Annotated in this window: 10 protein-coding genes; 5 read left to right on the top strand and 5 right to left on the bottom strand. The window is 70.4% G+C overall.

The features are described from left to right. Positions 1–90 precede the first annotated feature (90 nt). On the bottom strand, positions 91–1,653 hold the full coding sequence (locus D7V93_RS18275; protein WP_120644626.1) for a hypothetical protein: 1,563 nt from the start codon (positions 1,651–1,653) through the stop codon (positions 91–93). 177 nt (positions 1,654–1,830) lie between these two features. Here D7V93_RS18275 and D7V93_RS18270 point away from each other — a divergent pair, with 177 nt between their 5' ends. Beyond that, positions 1,831–2,214 carry a metallothionein gene (locus D7V93_RS18270; RefSeq protein ID WP_120644625.1) on the top strand — a complete coding sequence of 128 codons (384 nt, stop codon included), beginning with the start codon at positions 1,831–1,833 and terminating at the stop codon, positions 2,212–2,214. Between the two features lie 40 nt (positions 2,215–2,254). Here the strand turns inward: D7V93_RS18270 and D7V93_RS18265 are convergent, their stop codons facing one another. Further along, positions 2,255–2,866 carry a zinc ribbon domain-containing protein gene (locus D7V93_RS18265; protein WP_120644628.1) on the bottom strand — a complete coding sequence of 204 codons (612 nt, stop codon included), beginning with the start codon at positions 2,864–2,866 and terminating at the stop codon, positions 2,255–2,257. Positions 2,867–2,958: 92 nt separating this feature from the next. After that, entirely contained in the window at positions 2,959–3,891 is a 933-nt protein-coding gene (gene nadA, locus D7V93_RS18260) for a quinolinate synthase NadA (RefSeq protein WP_120644624.1), read from the bottom strand. A gap of 368 nt (positions 3,892–4,259) precedes the next feature. Between nadA and D7V93_RS18255 the strand changes: the two genes are divergently transcribed. The 4 genes from D7V93_RS18255 (at position 4,260) to D7V93_RS18240 (ending at position 11,869) form a co-directional block, all read left to right on the top strand. Beyond that, positions 4,260–6,686: a PilZ domain-containing protein gene (locus tag D7V93_RS18255; RefSeq protein WP_120644623.1), complete on the top strand. Its 2,427-nt coding sequence runs from the start codon at positions 4,260–4,262 to the stop codon at positions 6,684–6,686. Beyond that, positions 6,683–7,471, top strand: coding sequence for a methyltransferase domain-containing protein (locus tag D7V93_RS18250; protein ID WP_244237363.1), 789 nt, complete (start codon positions 6,683–6,685; stop codon positions 7,469–7,471). The genes D7V93_RS18255 and D7V93_RS18250 overlap by 4 nt, the downstream gene beginning before the upstream one ends. Then, positions 7,468–10,395 carry an ATP-binding protein gene (locus D7V93_RS18245; RefSeq protein WP_120644622.1) on the top strand — a complete coding sequence of 976 codons (2,928 nt, stop codon included), beginning with the start codon at positions 7,468–7,470 and terminating at the stop codon, positions 10,393–10,395. The genes D7V93_RS18250 and D7V93_RS18245 overlap by 4 nt, the downstream gene beginning before the upstream one ends. 85 nt (positions 10,396–10,480) lie before the next feature. Next, positions 10,481–11,869 (top strand): peptide MFS transporter, encoded by a 1,389-nt coding sequence (locus tag D7V93_RS18240; protein WP_120644621.1) that lies wholly within the window; start codon positions 10,481–10,483, stop codon positions 11,867–11,869. Positions 11,870–11,978: 109 nt separating this feature from the next. On the opposite strand, the gene D7V93_RS18235 is transcribed toward D7V93_RS18240, so the two are convergent. Together D7V93_RS18235 and uvrA are read right to left on the bottom strand one after the other, a co-directional pair. Further along, entirely contained in the window at positions 11,979–13,424 is a 1,446-nt protein-coding gene (locus D7V93_RS18235) for a POT family MFS transporter (RefSeq protein ID WP_120644620.1), read from the bottom strand. Positions 13,425–13,447: 23 nt separating this feature from the next. After that, positions 13,448–16,321 carry an excinuclease ABC subunit UvrA gene (gene uvrA, locus D7V93_RS18230; protein ID WP_120644619.1) on the bottom strand — a complete coding sequence of 958 codons (2,874 nt, stop codon included), beginning with the start codon at positions 16,319–16,321 and terminating at the stop codon, positions 13,448–13,450. Between the last annotated feature and the right edge of the window lie 115 nt (positions 16,322–16,436).

Raw genomic sequence — 16,436 nt, 5'->3', positions numbered from 1 at the left:
TTCGCCGCGCGGCTGGGATTGCTGCCCGGGCTCCAGCAGGGGGCGGGGCTCGGTGGAGGCAGGGCTCATGGACGGGTTCTACTTCACGCGCTACCGCCGCCGCACCAGCCAGCTCCTCCCGGACTGTCCGACGATGACGAGCTCCGACTGGAGCCGCCCGCCGAACACGCGCGACGGATGCACCCCGCGCACGAGGTAGTGGTCGTACCAGGTGGCCTGCGTGTCGTAGTCCAGGTCCTGGGGCCGCCACTCGGAGGGGAAGGTGGGCGGCACCTCGCCCCGGTAGCGCAGCGGCGAATGCGGCGTGGTGGCGAAGGTGAAGTTGGGCACCCCGCCGCGCTCGCGCGCCAGCACCGCCGCGCCGTGCAGGAAGACGGGGAAGCGCACCACGCGCGAGCCCGCGTCGAACACCAGCCCCATCACCTTCGGCCGGTCCCCGGTGACGTCCGCGAGCACGTCCCACTCGCGGGCCTCCTCGGCGAAGTCGCGGAATCCGCGCCCCATCACGAACGCGACGAGCAGCGCGCCCGCCGTCGCCGCGAGGCACAGGGGCCGCCGCCACTCCCCGCGCGTGGCCGGCATGCTCGCCACCAGGAGCGCCGCGGCCAGGTGCGCGTACCGCGTGTTGAGGTAGTAGACGTACCCGCGGATGTCGAAGGGCAGCAGGAAGAACAGCGCCAGCGCCAGCACGCCCAGCCCCAGCAGGCGAAAGCGCGCCACCGGCCCCTCGCGCTGCGTCCCCGGCCGCGCGAGCCCCAGCACCCAGCCCGCCACCGCCACCAGGCCGACGGCGTACAGCGGCCAGCGGTCCGAGCCGTCATGGAACGTGTTGGCGAGCACCTGGAGGAACTCCGCGCGGTTCTGCTCGAAGCCCTTCCACGCCAGGTTCTGCGGCGAGAACGTGGGCCCCCACGCCTTCCACGGCGCCCCGGGCTGGATGTCCGGCGGGTTGCCGAAGCGCAGCACCACCCACGAAAGGAACAGCGTCACGCCCGGCACCACGCCCAGGAGCGCGGCCACGCGCGGCCGCAGCCGGGCCGCCACTCCCCGGGCCTCCGCGTCCTCGGGCACGGGCGTGGTGAGCAGCAGCCACGGCAGCCCCAGCGCCAGGAAACCGAAGGCCTGGACGTGGAAGAGCAGCACCGCCACGAGGCACGCCGCGAGCCCCACGCCCCAGGCCCGGCGGCGGGGCACGTCCGTCAGCGTCCGCGCGAAGAGGCCGCAGCACAGCAGCGTCAGCGGCAGCGCGGCCAGGTAGTTGATGAAGCCCCAGCCGAAGCTGTCGCCGTACGCCAGGGGCAGCGTGAGCAGCGCGGGCCAGGACGGCCGGCCCAGGCTGCGCAGCAGGAAGGCCAGCCCCAGCGGCAACCCCACCACGTACGCGGTGAGGAAGACGCGGTTGGCGACCTCCAGCGGCAGCAGCCAGTTGAGCGCGCTGACGAGGTAGTAGTAGCCCAGGTAGGGCGTCAGCTCGTGCCGCGCCGCGAACAACTCCGGGTACAGCGTCGTCGGGTCCTCCAGCCGGTGCAGCACGGAGATGAGGTACAGGTGCTGCGGCAGGTCCACCATGGGCAGGACGCGCGACACCCAGAGGGGCAGCGCGCCCAGCACCAGGGCGGCGGCGAAGGCGATGCGGGCGGTTCGGTTCGTCACGGGCAGGAGGGCGCGGACTGTATGCGCGCGCGCCCACACCGGGCGAGCACACCGTCGCCGGCGGCGCGCGGGTAACAGGTAGACAAAGGTGAGGGCTCCTGTCTTGGCAGGGGGAATGCCCTGCGGTATAGGCCGGACTCCACGGGGGCCTTTCGCCCCGTCTCGAGGAGAGCGGACATGGCACGCAGCGCGACGTTGATGACCGCGGGGTTGTTGCTGGGAGGCCTGTGCTGGGTTCCCGCGACGGCCCACGCCTGCGAGGCCCATGCGAAGGCCGCCGCGTCCTCCAAGGCCGCCCAGACGCCCGCGCCCACCCAGGCCACCGGGGCGAAGGCGGACGAGTCCGCGCCGCGCCCCCTGGAGGAGCTGGACAAGGTGCTGACCGCGAAGTGCTCCTGCGGCAGCAAGGCGGACTGCACCTGCAAGCGCGGCAAGTGCGAGTGCTCCAAGTGCTCGGGCCGCCACGCGCCCGGCCAGGTGATGGACGCGCTGCGCGGCCGTCCCGCGACGCAGGAACTCCAGGAGGCGCGCAACGACGCCTCCGCCGGCATCTTCATCTGAAGTGGGAGGTGCGGTGGCGGAAGCGCCACCGCACGGTCCGTCAGGCGGCCGGGGTGGCGGAGCGCCCGCGCGGCGCGGGAGCCGCGCCTTCGGATACGAGCACGGGCCAGCCGCGCGCCATCGCCTCGCGGAAGAAGGACGCCAGCTCGTGCCGGCTGGTGTTCACCGCGCCCTGGAACGGGTCGATGAGGGCCTCTTCACCCAGGCTCTCCTGCGAGCTCAGCTGCACCGGGTGGCCGCACCGCTCGCAGCGGATGGACACCTGGCGCACCAGGGCCACCGGCACCGCGTAACGGGCGCTGCACTCGCCGCACTTCCACACCAGCGCGCGCTCGCCCGCCTCCCTCCGCGCCAGCTGCTCCAGCTCGTCCGCCAGACGCAGGAGCGCCGGGAGGTCCTGGGGCGGCTGGGCGAAGATGGCGCTGGGACCGTAGCCCTTGCCCGGAGAGCCCAGGCTCGGAGGCCGGTCTCCCTGGAGCAGGGCGCGCAGGCGGTCCCTGGCGCGCAGGTCGCGGAACTCGGCGCCCGCGAGCGCGCGCTCCACCGCCTCATGGACCGGCGGCAGCTGCGGCTCGAGCCGCTCGTCGTCCGGCAGGGTCTTGGGGAAGTCCACCAGCCGGTGGGCGGGAATGGCGAGGAATCGGAAGGCCACGGTCCTTCCATCCATTGCACTTGAACCCGGCGTCCGCAAGACGCGAGTTTCCAAACCTGGAACGCGGACGACAGTCCCGCGCGCACTCCCTTTCAGACCGACCACTCCAGCATCCGCTTCAGCGGCGCCAGGGCCGCCCCCTGGAGATCCGCCGGCAGCACCAGCTCCGGGGTCCTGTCCCGCATGCACCGGTACAGCTTCTCCAGCGTGTTGAGGCGCATGTACGGGCACTCGTTGCACGCACACCCGTTGTCCGGCGGCGCCGGGATGTACGTCTTGTGCGGCGCGCCCTTCTTCATCTGGTGGAGGATGCCCGCCTCCGTCACCACGATGAACTTCGACTTCGGGCTCTTCACCACGTAGTCCAGGAGCGCCTTCGTGGAGCCGATGAAGTCCGCGTGCCGGAGCACCTGCTGCTCGCACTCCGGATGGGCCACCACCTCCGCGTCCGGGTGCTCCACCTTCAGCTGCACGAGCTTCTTCTCGCTGAAGATCTCATGGACGATGCAGCTGCCCGGCCACAGCACCATGTCGCGCCCCGTCTGCTTCATGACGTGGCGGCCCAGGTGTTGATCCGGCGCGAAGAGGATGGGGCGGTCCTTCGGAACCTGGTTGACGATCTTCACCGCGTTGGACGACGTGCAGATGACGTCGCTCATCGCCTTCACCGCGGCGGAACTGTTCACGTACGACACCACGAAGGCGTCCGGGTGTTTGTCCTTGAACGCCTTGAACGCCGCGGGCGGACACCGATCCGACAGCGAGCAGCCGGCCTTCAGGTCCGGCAGCAACACCTGCCGCGAGGGGTTCAAGATCTTCGCGGTCTCCGCCATGAAGTGCACGCCGCAGAAGACGATGACGTCCGCGTCCGTCTTCTCCGCCGCCTGCGCGAGCGCCAGGCTGTCACCGACGAAGTCGGCCACGTCCTGGACCTCGCTCTCCTGGTAGTAGTGCGCCAGGATGACCGCGTTCATGGAGCGCTTCAGCGCCTGGATCTCGGCCTCGTAGTCCACCGTCACGCCCATCGTGGTTCTCCTCGCAGGGCATTCTGTAACCGCCCCCGGACGCCGCAGCCAGCCTGCGCCGGAGCGCTCGCGGGCGGGCCCTACCCATCACGGTGTCCCGGATGACTTAGGGGGGTTTAACCTATTCCGAAAAGTCTCTTACCCCCCCGTACATCACCTAATCCATGGGAGCAGGTAAAGTACGCGGCGGTCTGCTGGCGGCTCACCGGGAAGGCATCGCAGCGCGGGCCCGCTGGCAGCGGACATCCACCAGGCTCGGACACTCAGACATGCGACTGGCGGGAACGGGGCCTCTTCCAGGCCCTGCGTCTACAGCAATGGCGCCGTGCGCGGGCGCCGGTGTGGCTCTTGCGCGTTGGGAAAAATCCATGAGCGTGCCCACTCACGAAGTCCTCATCGTCCACCCCAACGAGGCGCGCCGTAGCGCGCTGGTGTCAGCGCTGGGGGCGCACCGGGTCGCGGCGGTGGGCTCGCAGCTGGAGGCCACGCGTCGCATGGAGGCGTCAGTGCCCACACTGATCATCGCGCCCGCGGACAACGCGCGGCGCTTCCTGCGGCACGTGGACCGGGCCGCGCCGGAGGCCGTCTGCGTGTTCGTCTGCTCCCGGTCGGATCAGCTGGGGCTGGAGGAGCTGGTGGAGACCGCCGCCGAAGGTCACGTCTTCAGCACGGTGGACGACGCGCTATCGGAAGGAGAGCTGGGCTCACGCCTGCGCGACATCCTCCAGCTGCGTGCCTCCACGCGCGTGTCGCTGGACGCGGGGCTGCGGGTGGACTTCCTCCTGCGCGACCAGCACGTCGTCGCGGAATGCCAGGACCTGGGCAACTTCGGCGCGGCCCTGCGCATTCCCATGGACATGTCGATGGCGGCCTTCCTGCCGGGGTCGCCCCTGGACGCGCTGTCCATGGTGCGCGACGGCGTGCCGGTGCTGCACGTGGCCCGCGCCTACGTGCGCCACGCGACGCCCGTGCTCCATGACGGCCGCGGCTTCCTGCGCGTGGGCATCTCCTGGCGGCGCGCCTCCGACGAGTCGTCCGCGGCCCCGCCCCGGACGCTGCGTGACCCGGTGGCCGTGCTGGCCGCGCTGCGCAAGGCGCTCCGGCGCGAGCTGCCCGTGTGGCTGCATCCGCCGGACAGCCAGGCGGCGCACTTCCGGCTGGAGGCCGCCACGGTGGAGCCGGTGGACGAGCGCGGCCAGCTGCGCGGCCAGGTGTCCCCGGCGCTTCCGGCGAGCGTGGGCGAAGTGGTCCACCTCTCCTTCGAGATGGGCGGCCAGCGCTATTCGGGCGTCACCAGCATGCTCCAGGTCGCGCATGACGGCGTGTCGCTGGGCCTGCCCCGGTCGCTGACGGTGGAGAACCGGCGCGGTCAGCAGCGCTTCCGGCCCTCGCCGCAGAACCGCTTCCTCGTGCGCTTCACCTCGCCCTTCGGCGGCCAGCGCATCACCCGCGCGGTGCTGGACCTGGGGGGGCGCGGGTTCGCCTTCCCCATCGACGCGTCGTGCGAGGTGCTGCCCGCGGGCTCCCGCCTGGACGCCACGCTGCTGTTGCCGGACGGCGCGGAGGCGTCGTGCCGCGTGGAGGTGCGCTCGGTGGATGTCGTCCCGTTCGAGGCCCGGCATGATCAGCGCCTCAGGCCCTACCGCTGCGGGGTGCGCGTGCTGGACCTGCCGCTCCCGGTGCGCGACGCCGTCGTGGACGCGTTCGTGGCCGCCCGGGCGCCGCAGGTGAAGGACGGCGCGGTGTTCCGCTTCCCCGACCTCTGGCGGATGATGCAGGAGGCCCGCTACACCTTCCACCCGGACCACCCCTTCGGCGAGGAGGACCGCGTCCTGCCGCCCCTCGAGGACCTGCACGAACGGCTGGGCCGCGCCCGCGACCTGGGGCGCTCGCTCGTCTACACCGATGGGCACCAGCCCCTGGGGCACGTCAACGGCCTGCGCATGCACTCGCGCACCTGGCTCGTGCAGCACCTGGCCGTGCTGCCCGGCTTCCGGCGCAGCGAGCAGGTCTCCAGCGAGCTGACCTCCCTCGCGGTGGAGGTGGGCGAGGCGATGGAGGACGTGGAGTTCATCCGCTACATGTGGCGCACCGACAACCGCTGGCCGCACCGGCTGGGCACGTGGCTGGCCCGCGTGCTGGAGGGCCAGGGGCTGTGTCACCTGCGCCAGTTCCACTACCTGCGCGCGTCCCTGGACACCGTCGCCACGCAGGCCCCCGGGGGCCTGCCCGCCGTGCGCGAGGCGGGCCCCGAGGACCGGCGGTGGCTGGAGTCCTACCTGCGCGGGCAGGGGGAGATGGTGCGCCTGCTCAGCGAGGACCTGCGGGCGGATCCCGGGCCCGAGCAGCAGTTGGGCGCGCGCTTCCGGGCGGCGGGGCTGCACCGCGAGCGGCGGATGTTCGTGGTGGACGGGGAGACGGGGCCGCTCGCCATCGCGTTCCAGGAGGAGGCGACCCCGGGCCTGAGCCTCATCGAGGTCTCCAACAGCTTCAGCCTCGTGGTGGCGGACCGGGCGCACCCCGGCACGCGCGACGCGGTGGCGGCGCTGACGTGGCGGTGCATCGCGCACGCGCGGGAGCGGGGCCGCCCCTCGTCGCTGGGCATGGTGGACGCCCTGGACGTGCCGGTGCTGCTGGAGGCGGGCTTCGTGGACCAGGGCCGCTTCTCCGAATGGACCTTCCACCGCTCCATGGTGCGCCGCTGGTGCGAAGCCTGGCGCTCGCTCTTCGAGCGGCAGGCCCCCGCCCGCCGGGCGGCCCGCGCGGCCCTGGAGCAGGACCAGGAGGCCCCGTGAGGTACCTGATGGAATCCAAGGGCGAGTCGCAGCGCCTCTTGGAGCAGGAGCAGTCCCAGGACACGCGCTCCGTGCTGCACGGCACCGGCCTCAAGCCGGGGGACCGGGTGCTGGACGCGGGGTGCGGCCCCGGAGGCATCACGGAGCTGATGGCGGAGCTGGTGGGGGAGGGCGGCCACGTCACCGGCCTGGACGTGCACGCGGGCCGCATCGCGGAGGCGCAGGCGAGGAACCGCCACCGCCCCCACCTGGAGTTCCTCCAGGCGGACGTGCGCGCGAGCGGCCTGCCGACGGACAGCTTCGACTACGTGTGGAGCCAGTACGTCTTCGAGTACCTGCCGGACCGGCAGGTCGCGCTCGCGGAGCTCATCCGCGTGACGCGGCCCGGGGGCCGGGTGGTGGTGTCCGACATCGACGGGCTGGGGTTCCAGAACTGGCCCTTCCCGGAGCACCTGCGCCAGGGCACGCAGCGCATCGTGGAGGCCCTGGAGGCGCGCGGCTTCGACCTGTACGTGGGCCGCAAGCTGTACTCGGACTTCCGCCGCGCGGGCCTCACCCACGTGCGCGTGCACCTGGTGCCCTTCTACATGGCCCCGGGCGCCGCCGAGGCGCGGCTCCTGCGCGACTGGGAGACGCGCTTCGACGCGCTGGCGCCCGTGGCGGCCCCGGCCTTCGGTGACCTTGCGGCCTACCAGGCGCACTGCCAGGAATTCCTCTCCATGCTGGCGGATCCGGAGGGACTGAAATATGCGGTGACGTTGGTGACCGAAGGGACGAAGCCGTGAGTGGGCGCCTGCCGGCGGTGAAGGTGCAGGAGGTATCGCCGGACAACGCCCCGGAGGTGAGCGTCCGCGCCACGTCCACGCTGCTGCTCTACTTCGAGCACCGCTACGGCGCGGAGCGCCTGGCGCGGCTGTGGCGCGAGCACGGGTTCAGCCTGGGGCTGGACTACATGCGCACGCCGACGAACTACGTCTCGCTGCACTTCCTGGAGCGCGTGGCGGCGGCGCTGCGCGACGCGTCCGGCGACTCGAAGTTCATGCGCGAGGCGGGCCTGTTCACCGCGTCCCCGCAGGCCCTGGGCTTCGTCTTCTACATGCTGCGCGCGTTCGGCTCGCCGAAGGCCTGCTACAAGCAGACCATCGACTTCTCCCCCAGCTACAACCGGGTGGGCGCGTTCACGGTGGACCTGCTGGAGCACAAGCGGCTCAAGCTGTCCTACCGCAGCAGCATCCCGGAGCGCAGCCGCAACATCTGCGAGCTGCGCATGGGCCAGTTCGCGTCCTTTCCCACCATCTGGGGGCTGGCGCCCGCGGACGTGCGGGAGACGGAGTGCCAGGTGCAGGGCGGCGAGGCGTGCCGCTACCACCTCACCTGGACGGATCCGCCCACCATGTGGGGCCACTACCTGGGCCTGCTCCTGGGCATGGTGAGCGGCCTGCTGGCCACGCACCTGGGCTGGGGCGACGCGCTCTTCTCCGTGACGGCGCTGGGTGTGGGCGGCTTCGCGCTGGGGGGCTGGTTGGACCGGCGGCGCGAACTGCAGCGCAAGGACGAGCTGCTGTCGGCCCAGGCCCAGGCGAACCTGGGCTCGCTGCGCGAGTTGCAGCAGCGCTACGACGAGGTGTTTGGCAGCAACGTGGCGCTGGAGGACCGCGTCGCGGCGCGCACGCGCGAGCTGTCGGAGGCCAACACGAAGCTGGAGGTGGCGCTCGTCAAGCAGCGCGAGCAGGACCGGCTGAAGACGGAGTTCTTCGACAACGTGAGCCACGAGCTGAGGACGCCGCTCACGCTCATCCTGCTGTCGCTGGACGCGCTCCAGAAGGAGCCGGAGTCCCTGCCGGCGGTGGTGCGCCAGCACCTGACGACGCTGGACCGCAGCACGCAGCGACTGCTGCGCCTCATCGACAACCTGCTCAACCTGGCGCAGCTGGAGGCGGGCAAGGTGCGCCTGCGCTACCAGCCGGTGGAGCTGCACGCGTTCCTCACGTCGCAGCTGCTGCCCTTCCGCACCGTGGCGGAGAAGCAGGGGCTCATGCTCACGCTGGAGGGCGCGCCGCTGTCGCCGGTGCACGTGGACGTGGAGCGCATCGAAGGCGTGTTCCACAACCTGGTGTCCAACGCGCTCAAGTTCACCCCGGCCGGCGGCAGCATCGCCGTGCGCCTGCGCGAGGACGCGACCGACGTGCATGTGGAAGTGGTGGACACAGGGCAGGGGATGGCGCCCGCGGACCTGGCCGTCATCTTCGACCGCTTCGCCCAGGCGGACACGTCCGGCACGCGGCGCTTCGGGGGCAGCGGCATCGGGCTCGCGCTGGTGAAGGAGACGCTGGAGCTGCACGCGGGCGGCATCGAGGTGTCGAGCACGCCGGGCCAGGGCTCCAGCTTCCGCGTGCGCCTGCCCAAGGGCACCGTGCACCTGCGCGAGGAGCTGCGCGATCGCAAGCTCACCGACACGACCCCCCGGAGCGAGCGCCGCAGCTCCGGCCGCTTCGCCACCGTGCTGTCCGCCACCGCCTCCGGGGCGCAGCGGCCCACGGAGCCCCAGGACCACTCGCGCGCGGATGCCAAGGCGCCGCGCATCCTGGTGGTGGAGGACGACGCGGAGATCCGCGCCTTCATCGCGGACATCCTCGCGCCCAGCTACCGGGTGCTGGAGGCGACCAACGGTGAGGAGGGCGTGCGCCGCGCGCTGGAGGACCGGCCGGACCTGGTGGTGTCGGACGTGATGATGCCGGTGCTCTCCGGCCTCAACCTGCTGGTGCAGCTGCGCTCCCACGCGCAGACGGTGGACCTGCCCGTCATCCTGCTCACCGCGCGCCAGGAGGTGTCCGCCAAGGTGGAGGCGCTGGGCGCGGGCGCCAACGACTACCTGGGCAAGCCCTTCAGCCCGCGCGAGCTGCTGGCGCGCGTGGAGACGCAGCTGCGGCTGCGCGAGGCGGCGGTGCGCGCGGCGGAGAACGAGCGGCTGGCGGCCATCGGCCTGCTCACCTCCGGCTTCGCGCACGAGGTGCGCAACCCGCTCAACGGGCTGATGAACGCGCTGATGCCGCTCAAGGACGTGCTCCAGGGGCGGGACACCGGTGGGGACCCCACCCTGGGCCCCGCGATGCTGGAGGTGATGGAGGAGTGCGGCCAGCGCATCCGGCACCTCGCGGAGTCGCTGCTGTCCTTCGTGCGCACGGCGGAGAAGCCCGTGGCCGTGCGGTTGGATCAGGCGCTCGACTCCACGCTCAACGTGCTGGGCTGGCGCATCCCGTCCGGCGTCGTGGTGGAGCGCTCCTACCACTGCACCGACCCCATCTGGGGGGACCCGGGCACGCTCAACCAGGTGTGGCTCAACCTGCTGGACAACGCCCTGCGCGCGGTGGGCGACACGGGCCGCGTGCGGGTGGAGACGTCCCAGGAGGACCACGAGGCGCTCGTCACCATCGTGGACAGCGGCGTGGGCATCCGCCCGGAGGACCTGGAGCGGCTCTTTCAGCCCTTCTTCTCCACGCGCGCGGCGGGCGAGGGCACCGGCCTGGGCCTGGCGCTCAGCCGCCGCATCGTCCTGCAGCACGGCGGTCGCATCGGCATCACCAGCCAGATGGGGCAGGGCACGCGGGTGGAGGTGCGGCTGCCCATGCGTCCGGCGCTGTCCGACGCGCTGTCGTCCACCCCGACTGGCGGTGCGGGTCGCGGGCGCTGGACGCGGCGCATGGGCTGACGTCCGCTCGCGAAGGCGTGACTCTGTTACAGTCGCGCGTCTTTCATTTCACCCCCTTCAAATTCCAGTTCGAGGAACTCACGGCATGCAAAGCACCGTCGCCGCGGGCGAGGCCCGCAAGGGGCATCCCCCGGGCCTCTACCTGTTGTTCGCCACCGAGATGTGGGAGCGCATGTCCTATTACGGCATGCGCGGCTTGCTGGTGCTCTTCCTCACCGACAAGGTGCGGGGCGGCTACGGCTGGTCCACGGCGGATGCGCTGAGCCTCTACGGCACGTACACGGGCCTCGTGTACCTGACGCCCATCGTGGGCGGCTACATCGCGGACCGCTACATCGGCCAGAGGAAGGCGGTGTTGCTGGGCGGTGTGCTGATGATCATCGGCCACCTGCTGTTGGCGCTGCCAGGGACGGGCATCTTCTACACGGGCCTGGGCTTCCTCATCGTGGGCAACGGCTTCTTCAAGCCGAACATCTCCACCATGGTGGGCGGGCTGTACCCGACGGGGGACGGCCGGCGCGACGGTGCCTTCACCATCTTCTACATGGGCATCAACCTGGGCGCGGTGCTGGGCAACTTCATCTGCGGCACGCTGGGTGAGCGGGTGGGCTGGCACTGGGGCTTCGGCTCCGCGGGCGTGGGCATGACCCTGGGCGTCATCATCTTCGTGGCGCTCCAGAAGCGGCTCTTGGGACAGGTGGGGCTCGCGCCCGCGCCCCGGCCTCCCGCGTCGGCGACGACGGCGTCGGGCGGCAAGCCCCCGGCGTTCTCCCGCGAGGAGTGGGACCGCATCATCGTCATCTTCATCATCGCGCTGTTCGTGGTGGCCTTCTGGACGGGCTTCGAGCAGGCCGGCGGTCTGATGAACCTCTACACGGACCAGAAGGTGGACCGGACGATGTTCGGCTGGGAGGTGCCCACCACGTGGTTCCAGAACTTCAACTCCGTCTTCATCGTCGCGCTGGCGCCGGTGTTCGCGGGCGTGTGGAGCGCGCTGGCGGCGCGGGGCAAGGACCTGAGCATCCCGCTGAAGATGGCCCTGGGGCTCATCTTCCTGGCGGTGGGCTTCGCCTTCATGCTGGGCGCCTCCAAGGAGAGCGCGGCGGACGGCAAGGCGGCGGCGTGGTGGGTCATCATGGCGTACCTCTTCCACACCATGGGGGAGCTGTGCCTGTCGCCGGTGGGCCTGTCCATGGTGAGCAAGGTGGCGCCCACGCGCGTCACCTCCGCGATGATGGGCGTGTGGTTCCTCGCGAACGCGGTGGCGAACAAGCTGTCCGGCGTGCTGGGCGGCTACTCGGAGAAGATGGGTGAGTTCAGCGTGTTCCTCACCATCGTCATCGGCTCGGGCCTGGCGGGCGTCATCCTGCTGGTGCTCGCCCCGGTGCTGAAGCGGATGATGCACGGCACGGACGAAGTGACGCCCGCGCCGGCCCACCCGCCGCAAACGGGCACGGTGGGCGCGGCCACCTGAGCCGCCCCGGGCCCCGGGCCCTGAAGCCCGGACCCTGAAACGACGAACGCCGGAGCGCCCTGGAGGCACTCCGGCGTTTTTCTTTGCCCGCCCGTCAGCGCGGGGCGCTTCAGGCCGGCTTCGCCTCCACCGCGGGCGTGCGGCCGTCCAGCGGGGCCTGGGCGTCCGTCATGAAGTAGTCGTGGACGACGAAGCGGCGCGCCACCAGGGCCATGCCCACCGCGGCCGCCAGGGCCATGCCCGCGTAGAAGAAGAACTGGGCGGAGCCGGTGAAGACATTGAGCGCCGCGGCGATGGCCACCGCCACGTTGGCCAGCGTGTTCGTCACCAGCCACACGCTCTGCACGGTGCCCTTCATCTCCCGGGGCGCCTGCGTGTACGCGAACTCCAGGCCCGTGGTGGACACGAGGATCTCCCCCACCGTCAGCACGATGTACGGCAAGAGCTGCCAGGCGATGTTCAGCGTCGTGCCGCCCTCCATCACCACCTGGAAGAAGCCGGCGATGATGAACGCCACGGCGCCGAACACCAGTCCCATGGGCATGCGCCGCAGCGGCGTCAGCTCCCAGCCCAGGCGCTGGAAGGCCGGGTAGACGATGGCGGTGAGGAACGGGATGAGCATCATCACCAGCAGCGGGTTGATGAACTGCATCTGGCTGGGCTGGAACACGACGCTGCCCACGTGCGGATCCATGGCGCGCGCCTGCACCACCCAGGTGGACGCCTTCTGGTCGAACAACATCCAGAAGAAGGGGACGAAGGGCAGCATCAGCCCGGCCACCCGGAACACCGCCTTCACGCCCTCCACCGCCTCCGCCGGGTGCGCGGCCTTCGCCCGGTCCAACCAGGAGGCTCCCGGGGTGCCACCGCCCTTGAACGCGCTGAACACCACCTTGAGGAACGAGTGCGGGTTGGGGCCCGTGGGCGGCACCAGCACGTAGTGCTTGCGGCCAGCCCAGAAGATGACCGTCGCCACGAACATCAGGATGCCCGGCACGCCGAACGCCACCGCCGGCCCGAACTTCGTCATCAACAGCGGCACGAACAGCGACGCGAAGAACGACCCGAAGTTGATGGTCCAGTAGAAGATGGCGAAGACCTTCTTCACCAGGTGGCTGTTGCTCTGCGTGAACTGGTCGCCCACCATCGCGGAGACGCACGGCTTGATGCCGCCGCTGCCCACCGCGATGAGCGTCAGGCCCGTGTAGAAGCCCGTCGCGTTGTCCTCGAAGAGCGCCAGGCACGCGTGCCCCGCGCAGTACACGAGGCTCAGCACGAAGATGGTGCGGAACTTCCCGAAGAAGCGGTCCGCCAGGTAGCCGCCAATGAGCGGGAAGAAGTACACCCCCGCCATGAACAGGTGGAACAGGCCCTTCGCCTGCGCCTCCCGCGCCCCCGTCTCCGGCACGTGCGTGCGCAGCAGGTAGTCGATGAAGAACACCGTGAGGATGTTCCGCATCCCGTAGAAGCTGAAGCGCTCGCAGGCCTCGTTCCCGATGATGTACGGGATCTGCGGCGGGAAGCGGTTGGTCGCGGGTGTAGAGGTCTCTGCCATGGCCGAGACCCTACCGGGGCCCCTCAGGCCGCGTCCACGCGCTTGCCCACGCGGGCCCGGCGCGACTTGCCGAGCACGTGCTTGAGGTAGCGGCCGGTGTGGCTGGCCTCCACGCGGGCCACGTCCTCCGGGGTGCCGGTGGCCAGGATCTGTCCGCCCCCCGCGCCGCCCTCCGGACCCAGGTCGATGAGCCAGTCCGCGCTCTTGATGACGTCCAGGTTGTGCTCGATGACGAGCACCGAGTTGCCCGCCTCCACCAGCCGGTTGAGCACGGAGAGCAGCTTGCGGATGTCCTCGAAGTGCAGGCCCGTGGTGGGCTCGTCCAGGATGTAGAGCGTGCGGCCGGTGGCCACGCGAGCAAGCTCACGCGCCAGCTTGATGCGCTGCGCCTCGCCGCCGGACAGGGTGGGGGAGGGCTGGCCCAGCCGCAGGTAGCCCAGGCCCACGTCGGTGAGCGTCGTGAGCACGCGCAGGATGTCCTTGTGCGCGCCGAAGTGCTCCACCGCCTCGCGCACGCTCAGGTCCAGCGTCTCCGCGATGTTCTTGCCCTTGTAGCGCACGCGCAGCGTCGCTTCGTTGAAGCGCTTGCCGTTGCACACCTCGCACGGCACGTACACGTCCGCCAGGAAGTGCATCTCCACCAGCTTCACGCCGTCGCCCTCGCACGCCTCGCAGCGGCCGCCCTTGATGTTGAAGCTGAAGCGGCCCGGGCCGTAGCCGAACGTGCGCGCCTCGGGCGTCATCGCGAACACCTCGCGGATGGCGTCGAACACCTTGGTGTACGTGGCCGGGTTGCTGCGCGGCGTGCGTCCAATGGGCCGCTGGTCGATGTCGATGACCTTGTCCAGGTGCTCCAGGCCCTTGATGGACTTGTGCTTGCCCATGGGCTCGCGGCTCTCGTAGAGGGCCCGCGCCAGCGCCGGGTACAGGATTTCGTTGATCAGCGTGGACTTGCCCGCGCCGGACACGCCTGTCACCGCGGTGAAGATGCCCAGCGGGATGTCCGCGTCCACGTTCTTCAGGTTGTTCTCCGTCGCTCCCGTGATGGCGATCTGATGCTTGGGATTGACGGGCCGGCGCGACTCCGGGATTTCAATCTCCTTGCGCCCGGACAGGTACGCGCCGGTGAGGCTGTTCTCGTCCGCCATCACCTGCTTGGGCGTGCCCTGGGACACCACCTGGCCGCCCAGCTCGCCCGCGCCCGGCCCGAAATCCACCAGGTAGTCGGACTCCTCCATCGTCTCCTCGTCGTGCTCCACGACGATGACGGAGTTGCCCAAATCCCTCAGTCGCTTGAGCGTGGTCAGCAGCTTGCCGTTGTCGCGCTGGTGCAGGCCGATGGAGGGCTCGTCCAGGATGTAGATGACGCCCGTCAGCTCACTGCCCATCTGCGACGCCAGCCGGATGCGCTGGCTCTCCCCGCCGGACAGCGTGGACGCGGTGCGGTCCAGGGTCAGGTAGCCCAGGCCCACGTCCACCAGGAACGACAGGCGGCTGCGGATCTCCTTGAGCAGCTCCTGGGCGATCTTCTCCTCCTGCTGGCTCAGGTCCATCTTCGTCAGGAACGTGCGCGTGTCGGTGATGGTCAGCCGGCTCAGGTCCACCAGCGTGCGCTGGTGCACCTTGACCGCGCGGCTCTCCGGGCGCAGGCGCTCGCCTTGGCAGGACGGGCAGGGCTTGTCGCTGAAGTACTTCTGGAGCTCCGCCTTGCGCGCCTCCGACGTCGTCGTCTTGAAGTTGCGCATCGTGCGCGCGAGCAGGCCTTCCCACTCCATCTGGTACTGGCCGTTGTCCCCCCACTGCACGGTGAAGGACTTGCCCTTCACGCCGTTCATCAGGGTGTCCTTCTCCCGCTTGGACAGCTTCGCGTACGGCACGTCCAGGTCGATCTTGAAGGCCCCCGCGAGGCTCTCCACGAAGTCAGCCGTCCAGCCCTCGCCGCGGTTCATGCCGCTGGCCCACGGCTCGATGGCGCCGTCGCGGATGCTGCGCGTCTGGTCCGGCACCAGCAGGTCCGCGTCCATCTCCGGCCGGGTGCCCAGGCCGTTGCAGTCCGTGCACATGCCCAGCGGGTTGTTGAAGGAGAACGACGCCGGGGTGAGGTCGCCAAAGGACAGGCCGCACGCGGGGCACGCGTTCAGCTCGCTCATCACGCGGTCGGAGCCAGGGGTGCCCTTCTCGTCGGTGATGATGAGCGTGCCCTTGCCCTCGCGCAGCGCCGTCTCCACGGAGTCGGTGAGGCGCGTGCGCAGGTCGGGCTTCAGCACCAGCCGGTCGATGACGAGCGCGATGTCGTGCTTGGACTTCTTGTCCAGCTCGATGCGCTCCTCCAATTCGCGCAGCTTCCCGTCCACGCGCGCGCGGGAGAAGCCGCGCTTCTGCGCCTCGGTGAGCAGGTCCTTGTGCTCGCCCTTGCGGTTGGTGACGATGGGCGCCATCACCTGGAGCTTGGTGCCCGCGGGCAGCTTCATGATCTCATCGACGATCTGCTGCGCGCTCTGCTTGCCCACCTTGCGGCCGCATTGGGGGCAGTGCTGCACGCCGATGGAGGCGTAGAGCACGCGCAGGTAGTCGTGCACCTCCGTGACGGTGCCCACGGTGGAGCGCGGGTTGTTGCTGGCCGCCTTCTGCTCGATGGAGATGGTGGGCGACAGGCCGCGCAGCGTGTCGTAGCGGGGCTTCTCCATCTGCCCCAGGAACTGGCGCGCGTAGGAGGACAGGCTCTCCACGTAGCGGCGCTGGCCCTCGGCGTAGAGCGTGTCGAACGCGAGCGAGCTCTTTCCAGAGCCCGACACGCCGGTGAACACCACGAGCTTCTTCTTCGGGATGTCCAGGGAGACGGTCTTGAGGTTGTGCTCCCTGGCACCACGGATGGAGATGACGTCGGGCTCGGACATGGTGGCGCGCTTTATCACTGAAAGGGTGTTCCGGTGAACGCAAAGGCGTCCTACCGGAGGGATTCTCCGGGAACACCCACCGGAGCCCCCCGCATCCCCCCGGGCGTCCAGACGG

It is taken from the genome of Corallococcus llansteffanensis (genome assembly GCF_003612055.1).
Classification (GTDB): Bacteria; Myxococcota; Myxococcia; order Myxococcales; family Myxococcaceae; genus Corallococcus; species Corallococcus llansteffanensis.
Note: the sequence above shows the minus strand (reverse complement) of the source record. Positions and strands in the feature narration are given on the sequence as shown.